The sequence below is a fragment of the Duganella dendranthematis genome, assembly GCF_012849375.1.
Classification (GTDB): Bacteria; Pseudomonadota; Gammaproteobacteria; order Burkholderiales; family Burkholderiaceae_D; genus Rugamonas; species Rugamonas dendranthematis.
In genome coordinates this window covers 3,670,951-3,687,796 of record NZ_CP051684.1, presented here as the reverse complement: position 1 = coordinate 3,687,796, position 16,846 = coordinate 3,670,951, and the positions used below count along the sequence as shown (strand labels likewise).

The window sequence follows — 16,846 nt, the reverse complement described above, 5'->3', positions numbered from 1 at the left end:
CATGAAAGTATTCGTCACAGGCGCCACGGGCTGGGTAGGCTCGGCCGTCATTCAGGAACTGCTGGGCGCGGGCCATGAGGTATTGGGACTGGCGCGCAGCGACGACGGTGCCGAGAAGTTGCGCCAGCGCGGCATCGCCGTGCATCGCGGCGAACTATCGGACCTCGACGCACTGGCTGCCGGCGCACGGGCTTGCGATGGCGTGATCCACACCGCCTTCATCCACGACTTCAAGGACTTCAACGCCGCCGGCGAGACTGACCGCCGCGCCATTGAAGCCATGGGTGAAGCGATGGCCGGCAGTGGCAAGCCGCTGATTACCACCTCCGGCAGCGCGCTGCTGCCACATGGCCGCGTAGGCACCGAAAACGACGCACCTGATCCAGCAGGCCCGGCGCAGCACCGTACCGCTTCCGAGCAGCTCACGCTGGCGTTGGCCGCGCGCGGGGTGCGCTCATCGCTGGTACGCCTGCCGCCGTCGGTACACGGCGATGGCGATTACGGCTTCGCGCCAAGACTGGTGGACATCGCCCGCGCCAAAGGCGTATCGGCGTACATCGGCGAAGGCAGCAACCGCTGGCCAGCCGTGCATCGCTTTGATGCGGCGCGGCTTTATCGGCTAGTGCTGGAACATGGCGTGGCTGGCGCGCGCTATCACGCCATCGGCGAACAAGGTGTCGCCACGCGGGAGATTGCGGAGGTGATCGGCAAGGGGCTTGGGGTGCCGGCCGTGAGTCTGGCGGCGGAAGAAGCGCCGGAGCACTTCGGCTTCCTGGCGCGCTTCTTCGGCGCGGACTGCCCGGCGTCCAGCCCGCAAACGCGGGAGCAACTGGGCTGGCAGCCTGCCGGTCCGGGACTTATCGAGGATCTGGCGCAGCACTACTTCCGAGGCTGACCAGCGCCGCCGCCACCCGCTCGATGACCGGCGACCAGCCGCCACCGCGCGGCTGGCGGAACAGGCGCATGGACGGATACCACGGCGTATCGTCGCGGTCCGCCATCCAGCGCCAATCGCAGCGATAGTCGGGCAGCAGCAGCCAGCAAGGCTTGCCCAACGCGCCGGCCAGATGCGCCACCGCCGTGTCCACGCTGATCACCAGATCGAGATTGGCGATCAACGCCGCCGTCTCCGCGAAGTCCTGCAAGCGCGACGCAAGCGGATGCACATACATGCCCACCGGCGGCGTCAATGCTTCGGCTTCGCCTGGGCCCTTTTGCAGGCTGATAAAATTCGCCGCACCAGATGCTGCACCCAGCGGAGCAAGCGCCATCAATGATGGCAGCGAGCGGTCCGCGTCGTTCTCAAAGTTGGCGTTGCCGCGCCATGCCAGGCCTACGCGCAGTCCCTGCTGCGGCAGCGCGTCGCGCCATTGCGCTACCAGTTCCGGCTCCGCGTGCAGATACGGCACGTCGGACGGAATGCTGGCTATCTCGGTGCCAAACAATCCCGGCAAGCGCATCGGCCGCGTCCAATAATCCCAACCACCGGACAGCGCCTCGCCCAGCGCATGCACGCTATCCACGCCCGCCAGCGTGGCGAATAACCGCTGCAAGCCCGGATGACACACCACGTCCACCCGCCTGGCGCCGCGCGCCTTGAGCATCAGTGCGTAACGGCAGAAATGAATCATATCGCCATGCCCCGCCTCCAGCCCAATCACAATCGACTTGCCCTCCAACGGCTCGCTATTCCAGAACGGACAATCAAACGACAACGGGAAATGATCGAACTGCCAGCGCGCTTCCAGCATGCGCCAGCCTTCTTCAAAGCGCGCCTGACGCAGCAGCAGATAACTGAGATTAAACTGCGCCCGCGCATGCTCAGGGTCGAGCGCCAGCGCCTGCCGATAGCAAGCCTCCCCTTCCGGCTCCCGATGTGCACACACCAGCACCGCGCCAAGCTGGCTCCACGCGGTAGGGGAATCCGGCGCCAACTGCACCGCCGTGCGCAATGCCGCTTCCGACTCCGCCAGCCGCTTCTCCTTGAACAGCAGCGCCCCCAGATTCTGATGCAGCTGCGCGTGATCCGGGATCAGCCCAATCGCCTGACGATAATGGAACTCCGCCTCCGCCACCGCACCCTGCTGCTCCTTCAGATACCCCAGATTGGCGCGCGCCGCGACATGCCACGGTTGCAGCGCCAGCGCTTGCAGATAACAAGCCTCAGCGCCGGCGTCGTCGCCGGCGGCCATCATGTGATTGGCATCGAGATAGGCTTGCTGAGGGTCGGTGTGCATGCGACGCAGTATGCCCTCAGCCCGGCCACCGGTCAAACGATGCGGGCGCGCTCCAGCATCGCATGCAACAGCACATTGCAACCGGCTTCCAGATGCTCGGCCTTGGCATCCTCGATCTCATTGTGGCTGATGCCGTCCTTGCAAGGCACGAAGATCATGCCCGCCGGCGCCAGACGCGCGGCGTAGATAGCGTCATGGCCGGCGCCCGACACCACGTCCATGGTCGAATAGCCCAGCTTCGCCGTGGCGTTGCGTACAGCATCCACGCACTCCGGATGGAACGGGCATGGCGGATAATAAGACACGCGCTCGATCTCGATCTTCAGTCCCGACTCGCTGCGCACATTGTCGATAAACGCCAGCATCTCCTCGTGCATGGTGTTCAACAGCTCATCGTTCACATTGCGCAGGTCGATGCTGAATTTGACCTCGCCGGGTATTACGTTGCGGCTGTTCGGGAACACCTGCACCATGCCCACCGTGCCGCGGCCATATGGCGGATAGCGGTTGGCGATGGCGACGACTTCCTGCATGATCCTGGTGGACACTTGCAGCGCATCCTTGCGCAGTCCCATCGGCGTTGGGCCGGCATGGGCTTCCATGCCGGTGACCACGCAGTCGTACCACGACAATCCCATCACCGCCGGCACCACGCCGATCACCTTGTCGGCATCTTCCAGCACCGGCCCTTGTTCGATATGCGTTTCAAAGTAAGCGCCGATCGGATGATCGCCCGGCACCTGCGGGCCTTTGTAGCCGATGCGTTCCAGCTCGTCGCCGACGGTCTTGCCATCGACGTCTTTGGCCGCATACGCCGTCTCCAGCGAGAACGCGCCGCAGAACACGCCGGAACCCATCATCACCGGCACGAAGCGCGAGCCTTCTTCATTGGTCCAGAAAGCCACCTCAATTGGCGCCTCGGTCTTGATCTGCAAATCATTCAGCGTGCGCACCACTTCCAGTCCGGCCAATACGCCATAGTTGCCGTCAAATTTACCGCCGGTCGGCTGGGTGTCGATATGACTGCCGGTCATCACCGGCGGCAGCGCGTTGTTGGTGCCGTCGCGGCGCATGAAGACATTGCCGATCTGGTCGATCGTAATCGACAACCCCGCGTCCTTGGCCCAGCCGACCACCAGATCGCGGCCCTGCTTGTCCAGATCCGTCAACGCCAGGCGCTTGACGCCGCCCTTTTCCGTCGCGCCGATTTTCGCCAGTTCCATTAGCGATGCCCACAGGCGGTCACCATTAATCTTCATATGCTGCTCCTTAACCTTGGCGTGCCGACGTCGCCTTGAACGCCGGACGATTGATATAGCGGCCCGCTCCCTCCACCGCCATCAGCACGCCGCGATGGAACACGACGTTACCGGCAGACAGCGTGGTGCTGGGAATTCCTCGTACAGTGCGGCCTTCAAACACATTGAAGCCGCCCTTGGCGAATTGCGTCAATGCCGAAATGGTGCGCGTTCCCTCCGGGTCCCACACCACCACGTCCGCATCCGCGCCCGGCGCAATCACGCCCTTGCGTGGATAGATATTGAAAATCTGCGCCGTATTGGTCGACGTGATCTTGACGAACTCCGATGGCGTCAGCATGCCGCTGTTGACGCCCGCGTCCCACACCACCGACATGCGATCTTCCACGCCGCCGCAGCCATTCGGAATCTTGGTGAAATCATCCTTGCCCATCGCCTTCTGCTCGGCGCAGAAGGTGCAGTGGTCGGTCGCCGTAGTATGCAGGTTCCCGCCGCGCAGTCCTTGCCACAAGGCCGCCTGATGATGCTTGCTGCGGAACGGAGGACTCATCACGTGGCCCGCAGCGAATTCCTGGTCATCGCTCTGGTACACGCTGTCGTCGATCACCAGATGACCCGCCAGCGCCTCGCCATACACGCGCTGGCCATGCGCGCGGGCGCGGGTGATGGCTTCCAGCGACTCGGCGCACGACACATGCACGATGTAGACTGGTGTATTCATCACGTTGGCAATCGCGATCGCGCGGTTGGCAGCTTCCGCTTCCACCTCCGGTGGCCGCGACAGCGGATGCGAACTTGGCCCGGTCAGGCCGCGCTTGATCAAGTCCTGCTGCAGCTGATACACCAGCTCACCGTTCTCCGCATGCACGGTCGGCATCGCACCCAGCTCCAGGCAGCGGCGGAAGCTCTTTACCAGTGTTTCGTCGTCGGCCATGATGGCGTTCTTGTACGCCATGAAGTGCTTGAAGCTGTTGACGCCATGGTCGCGCACCAGGATCTCCATGTCGCGGTGTACCGTCTCATCCCACCACGTAATCGCGACGTGGAAGGTGTAGTCGCCGGCCGACTTCCTGGCCCACTCGCGCCACTGGTGGTAAGCCTCGATCAGGTTCTGCTTAGGCGCCGGAATCACGAAATCAATGATGCTGGTGGTGCCGCCGGCCAACCCTGCGGCGGTGCCGGTGTAGAAGTCATCCTGCGTCACCGTGCCCATGAACGGCAGGTTCATATGCGTGTGCGGGTCGATCCCACCCGGCATCACATACTGGCCGCCGGCGTCGATCACCTTGGCGCCGGATGGCACTTCCAGATTCTCGCCGACAGCGACGATCTTGTCGCCATCGCACAGCACATCGGCGCGGAAAGCGCGGTCGGCGTTGACGACTGTGCCGCCACGGATGATAGTTTTCATAAAGCGTCTCCTTACGGGTGGGCCGCTGTCCGCACTGCGGACACGGTCTTCCCTTTCATCAGAACCCCATACACCACGGCCGAAATGGCGATGCCAACGAACCATGCATAGGTATAAATCGTTTTAAACGTTTCCGACACACCGGGGAAAGACGCCGGGAACGCCGCGTTGAGAAAGCCAGGAATATTCGGCAACACACCAATCACAAACGCCACCAGCGCCGCCGTATTCCAGCCCTTGCCATACGAGTATTGACCATCTGCGCGATACAGGTCGCCGACATTCAGCTCCGTCTTGCGCACCAAGTAGTAATCGACGATCAGCACACCGGCGATAGGACCGAGCAGCGCCGAGTAGCCAATCAGCCAGGTGAACACATAGCCTTGCGTGGATTCGAGTATCTTCCACGGCATCATGAGAATGGCGATGGCGGCGGTGATGTAGCCGCCGGTTTTGTAGGTGATCTTGTTGGGCGCCAGCGCAGAGAAGTCATACGCCGGGCCAACCAGATTGGCGGCCAGGTTGACCGACACCGTATCGATCAGCAGGATCACCAGCGCCACCAGCACCGCTACGCCAGTCATGCGGCTGGACAGTTCGACCGGGTCCCAGATCGCCTTGCCGTATAAGACCACCGTGGCCGACGTCACGATCACCGCCATCGCCGCCAGCAGGCCCATAGGCACCGGCAGGCCGACGGTCTGGCCGATCACCTGGTCGCGCTGGGTTTTGGCGAAGCGCGTAAAGTCGGGAATATTCAGCGCCAGCGTGGCCCAGAAGCCCACCATCGCCGTCAGCGAAGGCCAGAACGTGGTCCAGAACTGGCCAGCCTTCTTGCCGCCTTCGACAAACTGCGATGGCGCCGACAGCAGGTCGCCAAAGCCGCCGGCCTTGCTGTGCACCCAGCCAAGCAGCACGAAGCAGATGGCGATTTTCAGCGGCGCGGTATAAGTCTCCAGCTTGCGGATCGACTCCATGCCGTGCACGATGTAGTAGAACTGGATGGCCCAGAAAGCCAGGAAGCAAAGCAGCTGCGCAGCATTGATGCCAAGACCAGCGATCTTGCCGCCGCCAACTTCCCCCCCCATCATCACGCCGATCAGCGTGTAGATCATCGAGCCGCCGAACCAGGTCTGGATGCCGTACCATCCGCAAGCGACGATGGCGCGCATCAGCGCCGGCAGCTTGGCGCCGGAAGTGCCGAACGACGCCCGCGCCAGTACCGCATACGGAATGCCGTACTTGGTGCCGGCGTGGCCGATCAGCAGCATCGGCAGCAGCACGATGGCATTGGCCAGGAACACCGTCAGCACCGCCTGGTATCCCGACATGCCGCCTTCGATCAAACTGGCGGACAAGGTGTAAGCCGGAATGCACATCACCATGCCAACCCACAGCGCCGAGAAGTGATACCAGCGCCAGGTACGCTGTGCCGCCGTGGTCGGCGCGAGGTCTTCGTTCCAGAGTTGCGTGCTGCCAGGGGATTCAATGCTCACGAGGCGTTCTCCAAAGGGTTGATGTCTCCGTACACCACTGCAAGTTTCGTACCTTGAGGCTTGCGTTCACCCCGCACTGCGCTCCGCCGGGGTCTGACCCCGCACGGGGTCAGACCCCTTTCTGCTTTGGGGTACGCATGCGCCGCCGTTACGCAGCTTCTACAACCTTTTCCGCGCGCGGATTGCGAGGGTCCTGCGTCCAATTCATGTATGGCTTGCCGGTATCCTGCGGCACCATCGTGATGCAACCCTGCACCGGACAGGTGATCTCGCACAGATTACACCCAACGCACTCCTGTTTGTTTACTTCATACGTGCGCACGCCAGTCACCGCATCGATCAGCTGATTGATCGACTGGTGCGACGTATCTTCGCACGCCACGTAACAGCGGCCGCATTTGATGCAATCGTCCTGGTTGATCTGCGCGATCACCTGATAATTCATGTTCAGGTATTTCCAGTCCGTGGTATTAGGCACCGCCTTGCCAACGAAATCAGCGATGCTCTTGTAGCCCTTCTGATCCATCCAGCGCGACAAGCCGTCCTTCATCTCTTCAACGATACGGAAGCCATGCAGCATCGCCGCCGTGCACACCTGCACGCAGCCCGACCCCAGCGCCATGAACTCCGCCGCATCGCGCCAGTTGCCAATGCCGCCGATGCCGGAAATCGGCAGGCCCGCCGTCTGCGGATCGCGCGCAATCTCGGCAACCATATTCAGCGCAATCGGCTTCACCGCAGAACCGCAGTAACCGCCGTGCGTGCTGGCGCCGCCGACAATCGGAAACGCCACCATCTGATCGAGGTCAAGATGCGTGATCGAGTTGATCGTGTTGATCAGCGAAACCGCATCGGCGCCACCGGCTTTGGCCGCGCGCGCCGGTGCCCGGACGTCGGTGATGTTCGGCGTCAGCTTGACGATCACCGGCAGCCTGGTATTTTGCTTGCACCAGCGCGTGACCATCTCCACGTACTCCGGCACCTGGCCCACCGCCGCTCCCATGCCGCGCTCCGGCATGCCGTGCGGGCAGCCGAAATTCAGTTCGATGCCATCGGCGCCGGTAGCTTCCACCAGCGGCAGGATGTCAGCCCACAGGCGTTCCTCACAAGGCAGCATCAGCGACACGATGATGACGCGGTCCGGCCAGTCCTTCTTCACCTGCGTAATCTCTTCCAGGTTCAGCGCCAGCGAACGGTCGGTAATCAGCTCGATGTTGTTAAAGCCGAGGACTTCGCGGTTCTTGCCGTAATGCGCCGAGTAGCGCGACGACACGTTGACGGCCGCCGGATCTTCACCGAGCGTTTTCCACACCACGCCGCCCCATCCCGCTTCAAATGCGCGCACCACGTTGTAAGCCTTGTCAGTTGGCGGCGCGGAGGCCAGCCAGAACGGATTGATGGATTTGATGCCGCAGAATTCTATGCTCAGGTCAGCCATTATGCAGCCTCTTTCAAACCGTTGATGTCTTGATGGATGGCGTGCGCCGCCAGCTTGCCGTGTTGGACCGCCTGCACCGTCAGATCCTGCCCCGGCGCCACGCAGTCACCGCCGGCGTATATACCCGGCAGGACGGTGCGGAACTGGTCGTCGACATAAATCTTGTCGCCATCGCGCTTCAGCGTTGTCGCCAGCGGATCGCTGATGCTGGCTTCATCCATGCTCTGTCCAATGGCCTTGAAGATGGCGTCAGCCGCAATCTCGAACGTTTCGCCGGTGCCGGCCAGGCGGCCATTCACCACCGCCGTTTTCTCGAAGCGCATGCCGCGCACGCGGCCGGCATCATCCAGCAGCACCTGCTGCGGCTGCGCCCAGGTACGCATGCGGACTTGATTCTCTTTCGCGATATGCTGTTCGTGCTCAGTGGCGCTCATCGCCTCGAAGCCGCGACGATAGACCAGCGTCACTTCATCGGCGCCGAGGCGTTGAATCTGCACCGCCATATCGATCGCCGTGTTACCGGCGCCGATGACGATGGCGCGCGATGGCACCGGCAGCTTGCTCAGGTCATCGGACTGCCGCAGCTCGGCGATGTAATCGACGGCAGCAAGCAGGCCAGGCGCATCCTCTCCGGTCAGGCCCATTTGCTTGCTGGCGCCGAGGCCCAGGCCGAGGAACACCGCATCGTAACTAGCATGCAGATCGCGCAGTTGCACATTGACGCCCAGCGCCTGCCCATGCTTGATGGTGATGCCGCCGATCTCCAACAGGAAATCGACTTCCTTCTGCGCGAAGTTATCGGTCAGCTTGTACTTGGCGATGCCGTATTCATTGAGCCCGCCGGATTTTTCGCGTGCCTCGTAGACCACCACATCATTGCCCAGCATCGCCAGCCGGTGCGCGCACGACAAGCCGGCAGGACCAGCACCCACCACGGCGATCTTTTTGCCGGTGGCGGCGAAGCGCTTGAACGGATGCTCTTCCAGCTGCATATTGTCGATGGCGTAGCGTTGCAGCAGGCCGATTTTCACCGGCTGCCCTTCCGCATCGTGATTGCGCACGCAGGCGTCTTCGCACAGGATTTCGGTCGGACAGACGCGCGAGCAGCTGCCGCCGAGGATGTTCTGTTTGAGGATGCCGACGGCGGCGCCGTTGATATTCTCATCGTGGATGTTACGGATAAAACTGGCGACATCGATCTCCGATGGGCAGATGCGCGTGCATGGAGCATCGTAGCAATACAGGCAGCGCGATGCTTCAATCGCAGCCTGCCGCGCAGTCAGCGCCGGAGCCAGGTCGGTGAAGTGTTTAGCCAATGATTCATTGGCTTCCTTCGATGTCGGCAGATAGCTAATCGATTCGATCATGGTGTCCTCGGTGGAGAATTATTTCATCTGTGGGAATGCAAATTCCGCGCCAGCGCTGGCGGTATTTGGCCAACGCTGCATCACCGCTTTGTGGCGCGTGTAGAAGCGCACGCCTTCCGGACCATAGGCATGATGATCGCCGAACAGACTGCGCTTCCAGCCGCCAAAACTATTGAACGCCATCGGCACCGGCAGCGGTACATTCACGCCCACCATGCCGACCTGAATCTGCCGCACGAATTCGCGTGCCACACCGCCGTCACGCGTGTAGATCGCCACGCCGTTACCATACTCATTGCGATTGATCAGCTCTACCGCCGTGCCGACATCCGGCGCGCGCAGCATGCACAGCACCGGGCCGAAAATCTCTTCCTTGTAAATCGTCATATCCGGCGTAACGTGATCGAACAAGGTGCCGCCGATGAAGAAGCCGTTCTCGCGCCCGACCACTTTGTGATCGCGTCCATCGACCACCAATTTGGCGCCTTGCTCGACGCCCTCCCCAATCAAGCGCTCTATACGCTGCTTAGCGGCGCTGCTGACTACCGGCCCCATTTCGGCATCCGACGCCATGCCGTCGCGCACTTTCAGTGCAGCGGTGCGCTTTGCCAGTGCATCGACAATCTTGTCGCCCGCATCGCCGACGGCGACCACCACGGAAATCGCCATACAGCGTTCGCCGGCCGAGCCGAAGGCGGCGCCCATCAGCGCATCCACCGTCATCTCCATATCCGCATCCGGCATTACCACCATATGGTTCTTTGCGCCACCCAAAGCCTGCACGCGCTTGCCCGCAGCGCAGCCGCGCGAGTAGATGTATTCCGCAATCGGCGTCGAGCCGACAAAGCTGATTGCCTGCACCACAGGATGATCGAGCAGCGCATCGACGGTGACCTTATCGCCCTGCACCACATTGAATACGCCATCCGGCAAACCGGCTTCCTTCAGCAAGCGCGCATGCAGCAGCGATGCCGATGGATCGCGCTCGGAAGGCTTGAGAATAAAGGTGTTCCCGCAAGCCAGCGCCACCGGGAACATCCACATCGGCACCATCACCGGGAAGTTAAAAGGTGTAATGCCCGCCACCACACCCAACGCCTGGCGCATCGACCACGCATCGATGCCGCGTGAAATCTGGTCGGTGAATTCACCCTTCAGCATCTGCGGAATGCCGACCGCAAACTCCACCATCTCGATACCACGCGCCACTTCGCCCTTTGCATCCTCAAAGGTCTTGCCATGCTCGCGCGTGATCATCGCCGCGAATTCGTCCACATGCTGCTGGCACAGTTGCAGGTACTTGAACAGCACCCGCGCGCGCGTCAGCGGTGGCGTGGCGGACCACGAAGGAAATGCCTGCTCGGCGGCGCGAACGGCGGCGTCAACTTCTTCCGCCGTGCCCAGCGCCACCCTGGCTACCGGTTCGCCCAATGCGGGATTGAACACGTCTGCGTGGCGGCCGCTTTGCGTATCGACGGTAACGCCGTTGATGAAATGGGTGATGGTATCCATGATGCTCTTTCAAGTGTGCGGCTTAACCTAGCAGGCTGTCCGCGTCTACGTAGTGATAACCAAGGCCGTGCGCCACCGCTTCATAAGTGACCTTGCCCTGGCAGACATTCAAACCATTCTTCAGATGCGGATTGGCTTTCAGCGCTTTCTGCCAACCCTTGTCGGCCAGCGCTACCGCATGGCCTATCGTTGCGTTGTTCAATGCGAAGGTCGAAGTGCGCGCCACTGCGCCGGGCATATTCGCCACGCAGTAGTGCACCACGCCGTCCACCACATACGTCGGCTGCTCGTGCGTGGTGGCGTGCGACGTTTCAAAACAGCCGCCCTGGTCGATCGCCACATCCACCACCACCGCGCCCTGCTTCATGCGCGCGATCATGGCCTTGGTGACCAGCTTGGGCGCCGCCGCTCCCGGCACCAGCACGCCGCCGATCACCAGGTCCGCATCCAGCACCGCTTCCTCAATCGAGTGCGCATTGGAATACATGGTGGCGACGCGGTTGCCGTACACGAGGTCCAGCTGGCGTAGGCGGTCCACGTTCTTATCGAGGATGGTCACGCGCGCGCCGATGCCCACCGCCATCTGCAAGGCATTGGTGCCGACCACGCCGGCGCCGATGATGGCGATATGGCCTGGCGCCACGCCCGGCACACCGCCTAGCAGCAACCCCATTCCGCCCTTGGATTTCTCCAGATGCGCGGCCCCGGCCTGGATCGACATGCGTCCCGCCACTTCGCTCATCGGCGCCAGCAGCGGCAAGCCGCCGTTAGGACCGGTGATGGTTTCGTACGCGATGCAGACAGCGCCCGACGCCACGAGAGCCTTGGTCTGCTCCGGGTCCGGCGCCAGGTGCAGATAGGTGTACAGAATCTGCCCTTCGCGCAGCATCGCGCATTCCTGCGGTTGCGGTTCCTTCACCTTGACGATCATCTCCGCGCGCGCAAAAATTTCTGCGGCGTCGGCGACGATGGTGGCGCCGGATGCTTCATACATCGCGTCCGTCAGGCCGATGGCCGCGCCGGCGTTTTGTTGTACCAATACTTGATGACCACGCAAAATGAGTTCCTTCACGCTGGCCGGGGTAAGGCCAACGCGGGACTCCTGGTTCTTAATCTCTTTTGGGACGCCAACCAGCATGGTGTTTCTCCTCAGTCCAGGTTTTTAAGTACTTCCCTCAGCTTTCCGAACAACTCATCGATGTGTTTTTTCTCCAGCACCAGCGGTGGCGACAAGGCGATGATGTCGCCCGTCACGCGAATCAAAATGCCGTCCTCGAACGCCTGCTTGAAGGCGGCGAATGCGCGCGCGCCAGGCTTGCCCGCAATCGGCGCCAGCTCAATGCCGGCGATCAGGCCGATGGTGCGGATGTCGATCACGTGCGGCAGGCCTTTCAACGAATGCACGGCGTCGGCCCAGTATTCGGCCATGCCGGCGGCGTGCTCCAGTATCTTCTGCTCCTTGAACACTTCCAGCGTCGCCAGCGAAGCGGCGCAAGCCACCGGGTGGCCCGAGTAGGTATAGCCGTGGAACAGTTCAATGCCGGCCGGCGCGTCCATGAAGGCGTCGTGGATATGCTTTTTGCTGAACACCGCGCCCATTGGAATGGTGCCGTTGGTCAGGCCTTTGGCGGTAGTCATCAGGTCCGGCTCGACATCGAAGTAGTCGGCGGCGAACGGCGTGGTCAAACGGCCGAAGCCCGTAATCACTTCATCGAAGATCAGCAGGATGCCGTGCTTGGTGCACAGCTCGCGCAAGCGCTTCAGATAGCCCTTCGGCGGAATCAGCACGCCGGTCGATCCGGCCACCGGTTCGACGATGACTGCAGCGATGGTCGAGGCGTCGTGCAGCGTGACGATGCGTTCCAGTTCGTCGGCCAGGTTGGCGCCGTGTTCCGGCTCGCCGCGCGTGTAGGCGTTCTTCTCAAGATTGTGGGTGTGCGGCAGGTGATCGACGCCCGGCAGCATCACGCCATACGGCTTGCGGTTGCCGGCGATGCCGCCCACCGAAATGCCGCCGAAGCCGACGCCATGGTAGCCGCGTTCGCGGCCGATGAAGCGCGTGCGGCTGGCTTCACCGCGCGCCTTGTGATACGCCAGCGCGATCTTCAGCGCCGTGTCTACCGCCTCGGAACCGGAGTTGGTGTAGAACACGTGGCCGAAGCGATGGTTGGTGTATTCCATCAGCGCTTCCGCCAGGTCGAAGGCGGCCGGGTGGCCCATCTGGAAGGTCGGCGCGAAATCCAGCTGGCCGACCATCTCGCGCACGGCGGCGACGATCTTCGGCTGCGCGTGGCCACATGGCACGCACCACAGGCCGGCGGCGCCGTCCAGGATGCTGCGGCCGTCCACGTCCTTGTAGTACATGCCTTCCGCCGACACCAGCAGGCGCGGATGCGCCTTGAAATCGCGGTTGTTCGTAAATGGCATCCAGAAGGATTCCATCGATACTGGTCGAGACTCGTTCATGCACCTCTCCTATGAAACAACTGCTTTCGGATTTTTTTGACAGACCGTAAAAAAATTTACCAGTTGGCAAAATGATGATGCAATAATAGACAGCGCAACAACTATGGCACAGATACACAATTCATCAAACTGTCCAACCGTACTGGCAACAAAAACACTACAGTTTCACTTTCGCTGCGTGGAGTCAAGGATGGAAGAGGCAAGTGCTGTCATCGATCAAACCGGCGGGCCGGCAAGCTGGCCCTGCGTCGCCATCGAACGCCGGCACAAAGACAGTCTGGTGGAGCAAATCGTGGCCGCCATCAGCAGCATGGTCGGCAGCCGGGAGTTGCGCGTGGGAACTAAGATGCCGTCGGTACGGCAGTTCGCCAAGTGTAATGGCGTCAGCACCTTTACAGTTGTCGAGTCCTACGACCGCCTGGTGACGCTTGGCCTGCTGTCGTCGCGGCGCGGTTCCGGCTATTTTGTCGCCCGCCAGGACCTGCCGGCCACGCTGCTGCAGGCTGCTCCCAGCGCCGCGCCGCTGGCCATCGACGCCCTCACGCCCGAACTGTATTCCGGCGTCTCGGAAGCGCTGCCGGTAGGCGCCGGCTGGCTGCCGCCCGAGTGGTATGGCGAAGACACCATCCTCGACGCCGTGCGCCAGGCCATGAAGATTCCGGCCAACCGCCTGCGCGGCTACGGTCACCCGCTCGGCTTCCCCACGCTGCGCCAACACATGGCCGCCACGCTGGGCGACGAACTGTTCCCGGTCGAAGCCGAGCAAATCCTGCTGACCCACGGCGCCACCCACGCCTTCGACCTGATCCTGCGCACGCTGACCAAGCCGGGCGACACGGTATTTGTCGAAGATCCCGGCTACAGCAATCTGCTGTCGTTAATTCGCCACCATGGCTGCATCGCGGTTGGCATTCCGCGCGGCGAAAACGGGCTGGATCTGGACCTGCTGGCGCAGCAGGCCGCGCTGACGCAACCCAAGCTCATGTTCGTCAACACCGTGCTGCAAAACCCGCTGGGCACCTCGCTGAGCGCGGCGCAGGCGCACCGGCTGCTGGCGTTGGCCGAGCAGTTTGACTTCTGGCTGGTGGAGGACGACATTTACCGCGAACTGGCGCCACGCGGCGAAGCCTCGCTGGCGGCGATGGACGGCTTGCGACGCGTGATCCGCGTCGGCAGCTTTTCCAAGACGCTGTCGCCGGTGCTGCGGGTCGGCTCGATCAGCGCTTCATCGTCGTTGATCCCCGAGCTGCTGCGGGTGAAGATGCTGACCGGCCTCACCACCTCCGAGATCAACGAACGCGCCGTCTACCATGCCATCACCGCCCGCCCCTACAGGCGCATGGTGGACAAGCTAGTGACGCAGTTGGACGCCGGCCGCGAACGCGCCATGGCCAGCCTGCGCGACGTCGGCATGACCTTGCTGGCGCGGCCGCGCGGCGGCATGTTCGTCAGCGCCGGCTGGCACGACGCGCCCTCGCCCGCGTGGAACGGCAAGGTGATCGCCGACCTGGCGCTCAAGCACGGCATCCTGCTGTCGCCGTGCGACTTCTTCATGCTGCGCGCGCCGGAGGCGATCTGGTTCCGCTTCAACGTGGCGTATGCCGACCATCCGCAACTGCTCAACTTCCTGAGACTGATATGCCGACAGTAAAAATCAACCGTCGCCTGCTCAACCGCGACAAGCTGGAAGCCGAGATCACCGCCGAAGCGGTGCGCGTGTTTGCCGAATGCGGCTACGAAGGCACCTCGATCGCCACGGTGGCGGAAAACGCCGGCCTGTCGAAGCAGAACCTGATGTACTACTTCCCCACCAAGCAGTCGCTCTACCAGCGCGTGCTGGACGAAGTGCTGGACGACTGGCTGGCGCGCATGGAAAGCCTGGCCGCCGCCGACCAGGAGCCGCGTGAAGTGCTGCGCACCTACGTCCAGGCCAAGCTGAAATTCTCGCGCGAGAATCCGTGGGCGTCGCGCGTCTACGCGATGGAGGTGATCAGCGGCGCGCCGCTGTACGGCGGCCAGATACAGAACCGCGTGGTGCCGCTGGTGCGCAAGGATATCGAGGTGTTTGAACGCTGGATCAGCGAGGGGAAAATGGCGCCGCTGAACGCGACCCATCTGCTGTTTGCGATCTGGGCGATGACGCAGTCCTATGCGGACTTCTCGGCCCAGATGGCGCTGGTGCTCAACCGCAAACAGCTGACCAAAAAAGATTTCGACGATGCCGAGAAGGTCATCGTCGATATGGTGCTGGCGGCGATTAGCGTGCCGCAGCCGCCTGCCGACGGCGACGGCCGATGAAGCCCATCATGCCCAGGCCAGCCAGCAGCATGGCGTAGGTCTCCGGTTCCGGCACCGTCGCCGCCAGGGTCACCTGGTGGATTTCGCCGGTCGAGATCACGTTCTTGGCATACACGCCGCCGTTGACGTTGGCGCTGAGATTGCTGAAGGTGCCATTCGCCACCAGGATCTGGCCGTCAAAGGTCTTGTCGGCGGTTACCGTGCTGGCGCCGGCGAAGTTCCACACCAGCTTGCCGCCGAGGTCGGCACGGTTCGTATTGACGTTCAGGGTCAGGTCCGCATCGTTGGTGTTGAACACCACGCCGGAGGCGCCATTCAGGTTGAACTTGAAGTCGGTAACGGTACTGTTGAAGATGTCGCTTTCGATGTTGGTCAGATCAAACACCGCTACGCCATTGACGTCGGCCTTGGCGTTGAACGTGACGGTGTGCTTGTCGCTGCTGAAATCGATGGTGCCGCCAGTGGACTGAAGCAGGCTCAGGTAGGCCGAGTAGCCCTGCACAATGTTAGCCATATCGTTGGTATTGCTGACGCCGGTGCTCTGGGCCGCATCCTTGTAGCCGGTTTGCAGCGCATTGGCGGTGCCCGACTGTTGCTGGTTGCGGTTGCCGCCGCTGACGGTGCCGCCGGCGTAGTAGTTGCCACTGCCGTTGTAGCTGGTATTGGTCGAATTGCCCTTGATGTAGGACGAGCCATTGTTGATGATTGAATTGCTGATGCTGCCGGCATACACGCCGCCGTTTTCAATCGTGGTGCCGCTGATGCTGCCGATCACGGTCACACCGGCAAACGCCGATGCCGGCATCTTGCCGGATTCCTGGCTCAGCACGGCGCCGTTGCCGATCAGGTTGTTACCGACGAAGGTACGACCCTGCACGTGCGAGGTGGTGGTGTAATCGTTCCAGGCGATAACGTTAAACTGCGTCACCGCATCCTTGGCGGTCAGCGCGGTAGTGGCGTGTGCGGAACCAGCCAGCAGGGTGGCTGCGGCGGCGGCGATCAGAGTCAGGCGGCGTGCGGTCATGTTCGTCCTTGGGAGAAAACAGCGTGGATTTACGATGAATTACTCAAACATAAATTTAATTGCATTAAGTGTATCATGAGATTCCCCAGAGAAAAATACATTTTTAGCATTTTATCGTCGATCCAGAGTAAAAACCCACCGGCATTTCCCATTAGGAAACTTTCAGCAATCAGATATCCACAGCATCATCTATGGCCTGCTGGCAAGGGAGTGGAAAGCCGCCATTCATCCTGCGCAATAACCGGCCATGCCCGGGAAACCGCAGTTGATCGGAATCCACTACGCGGCGTTGCAGGGCTTTGTTACAGTGCTCTCATCGCAACGCCTTTATGGAGACA

At 61.9% G+C, this 16,846-nt stretch carries 13 protein-coding genes; 3 read left to right on the top strand and 10 right to left on the bottom strand.

Annotated features, from left to right (window positions below; all coding sequences use genetic code 11):
- The first annotated feature begins 1 nt into the window (after nt 1).
- The gene (locus HH213_RS16835) at nt 2–895 is read left to right on the top strand and encodes an SDR family oxidoreductase (RefSeq protein WP_169112965.1); all 894 of its coding nucleotides are present in this window, start codon (nt 2–4) and stop codon (nt 893–895) included.
- On the opposite strand, the gene HH213_RS16830 is transcribed toward HH213_RS16835, so the two are convergent.
- The 9 genes from HH213_RS16830 to aptA form a co-directional block, all read right to left on the bottom strand.
- Complete coding sequence (locus tag HH213_RS16830; RefSeq protein ID WP_169112964.1) at nt 858–2,237, bottom strand: tetratricopeptide repeat protein; 1,380 nt, start codon at nt 2,235–2,237, stop codon at nt 858–860. The genes HH213_RS16835 and HH213_RS16830 overlap by 38 nt on opposite strands.
- Nucleotides 2,238–2,269: 32 nt before the next feature.
- Nucleotides 2,270–3,496, bottom strand: a complete 1,227-nt coding sequence (locus HH213_RS16825) for a Zn-dependent hydrolase (RefSeq protein ID WP_169112963.1) — start codon at nt 3,494–3,496, stop codon at nt 2,270–2,272.
- A 10-nt stretch (nt 3,497–3,506) separates the two neighbouring features.
- Complete coding sequence (gene hydA, locus HH213_RS16820; protein WP_169112962.1) at nt 3,507–4,907, bottom strand: dihydropyrimidinase; 1,401 nt, start codon at nt 4,905–4,907, stop codon at nt 3,507–3,509.
- Nucleotides 4,908–4,918: 11 nt separating this feature from the next.
- On the bottom strand, nt 4,919–6,403 hold the full coding sequence (locus HH213_RS16815) for an NCS1 family nucleobase:cation symporter-1 (RefSeq protein WP_169112961.1): 1,485 nt from the start codon (nt 6,401–6,403) through the stop codon (nt 4,919–4,921).
- Between the two features lie 148 nt (nt 6,404–6,551).
- Nucleotides 6,552–7,841, bottom strand: a complete 1,290-nt coding sequence (preA, locus tag HH213_RS16810) for an NAD-dependent dihydropyrimidine dehydrogenase subunit PreA (RefSeq protein ID WP_110847183.1) — start codon at nt 7,839–7,841, stop codon at nt 6,552–6,554.
- Nucleotides 7,841–9,208: an NAD(P)-dependent oxidoreductase gene (locus tag HH213_RS16805; RefSeq protein ID WP_169112960.1), complete on the bottom strand. Its 1,368-nt coding sequence runs from the start codon at nt 9,206–9,208 to the stop codon at nt 7,841–7,843. Before HH213_RS16805 ends, preA begins: the two co-directional genes overlap by 1 nt.
- Before the next feature lie 18 nt (nt 9,209–9,226).
- The gene (locus tag HH213_RS16800) at nt 9,227–10,720 is read right to left on the bottom strand and encodes a CoA-acylating methylmalonate-semialdehyde dehydrogenase (RefSeq protein ID WP_161043643.1); all 1,494 of its coding nucleotides are present in this window, start codon (nt 10,718–10,720) and stop codon (nt 9,227–9,229) included.
- 22 nt (nt 10,721–10,742) lie between these two features.
- Complete coding sequence (ald, locus tag HH213_RS16795) at nt 10,743–11,858, bottom strand: alanine dehydrogenase (RefSeq protein ID WP_110847186.1); 1,116 nt, start codon at nt 11,856–11,858, stop codon at nt 10,743–10,745.
- Nucleotides 11,859–11,869: 11 nt separating this feature from the next.
- Nucleotides 11,870–13,186 (bottom strand): omega-aminotransferase AptA, encoded by a 1,317-nt coding sequence (gene aptA, locus HH213_RS16790; protein WP_110847187.1) that lies wholly within the window; start codon nt 13,184–13,186, stop codon nt 11,870–11,872.
- 190 nt (nt 13,187–13,376) lie between these two features.
- On the opposite strand from aptA, the gene HH213_RS16785 reads away from it, so the two are divergent.
- Both HH213_RS16785 and HH213_RS16780 read left to right on the top strand, forming a co-directional pair.
- On the top strand, nt 13,377–14,837 hold the full coding sequence (locus tag HH213_RS16785; RefSeq protein WP_169112959.1) for an aminotransferase-like domain-containing protein: 1,461 nt from the start codon (nt 13,377–13,379) through the stop codon (nt 14,835–14,837).
- Nucleotides 14,825–15,484 (top strand): TetR/AcrR family transcriptional regulator, encoded by a 660-nt coding sequence (locus HH213_RS16780; protein WP_169112958.1) that lies wholly within the window; start codon nt 14,825–14,827, stop codon nt 15,482–15,484. Before HH213_RS16785 ends, HH213_RS16780 begins: the two co-directional genes overlap by 13 nt.
- Here the strand turns inward: HH213_RS16780 and HH213_RS16775 are convergent.
- Nucleotides 15,444–16,508, bottom strand: coding sequence for an FxDxF family PEP-CTERM protein (locus HH213_RS16775; protein WP_169112957.1), 1,065 nt, complete (start codon nt 16,506–16,508; stop codon nt 15,444–15,446). The two genes, HH213_RS16780 and HH213_RS16775, sit on opposite strands and share 41 nt — an antisense overlap.
- Nucleotides 16,509–16,846: the final 338 nt, after the last annotated feature.

Excerpts from the sequence above, each read along its gene's own strand:
- hydA (WP_169112962.1), bottom strand. The coding sequence starts at position 4,907 with ATGAAAACTATCATCCGTGGCGGCACAGTCGTCAACGCCGACCGCGCT.
- HH213_RS16775 (WP_169112957.1), bottom strand. The coding sequence starts at position 16,508 with ATGACCGCACGCCGCCTGACTCTGATCGCCGCCGCCGCAGCCACCCTG.
- ald (WP_110847186.1), bottom strand. The coding sequence starts at position 11,858 with ATGCTGGTTGGCGTCCCAAAAGAGATTAAGAACCAGGAGTCCCGCGTT.
- HH213_RS16800 (WP_161043643.1), bottom strand. The coding sequence starts at position 10,720 with ATGGATACCATCACCCATTTCATCAACGGCGTTACCGTCGATACGCAA.
- HH213_RS16835 (WP_169112965.1), top strand. The coding sequence starts at position 2 with ATGAAAGTATTCGTCACAGGCGCCACGGGCTGGGTAGGCTCGGCCGTC.
- HH213_RS16785 (WP_169112959.1), top strand. The coding sequence starts at position 13,377 with ATGGAAGAGGCAAGTGCTGTCATCGATCAAACCGGCGGGCCGGCAAGC.
- HH213_RS16830 (WP_169112964.1), bottom strand. The coding sequence starts at position 2,237 with ATGCACACCGACCCTCAGCAAGCCTATCTCGATGCCAATCACATGATG.
- HH213_RS16805 (WP_169112960.1), bottom strand. The coding sequence starts at position 9,208 with ATGATCGAATCGATTAGCTATCTGCCGACATCGAAGGAAGCCAATGAA.
- HH213_RS16780 (WP_169112958.1), top strand. The coding sequence starts at position 14,825 with ATGCCGACAGTAAAAATCAACCGTCGCCTGCTCAACCGCGACAAGCTG.
- HH213_RS16825 (WP_169112963.1), bottom strand. The coding sequence starts at position 3,496 with ATGAAGATTAATGGTGACCGCCTGTGGGCATCGCTAATGGAACTGGCG.
- aptA (WP_110847187.1), bottom strand. The coding sequence starts at position 13,186 with ATGAACGAGTCTCGACCAGTATCGATGGAATCCTTCTGGATGCCATTT.
- preA (WP_110847183.1), bottom strand. The coding sequence starts at position 7,841 with ATGGCTGACCTGAGCATAGAATTCTGCGGCATCAAATCCATCAATCCG.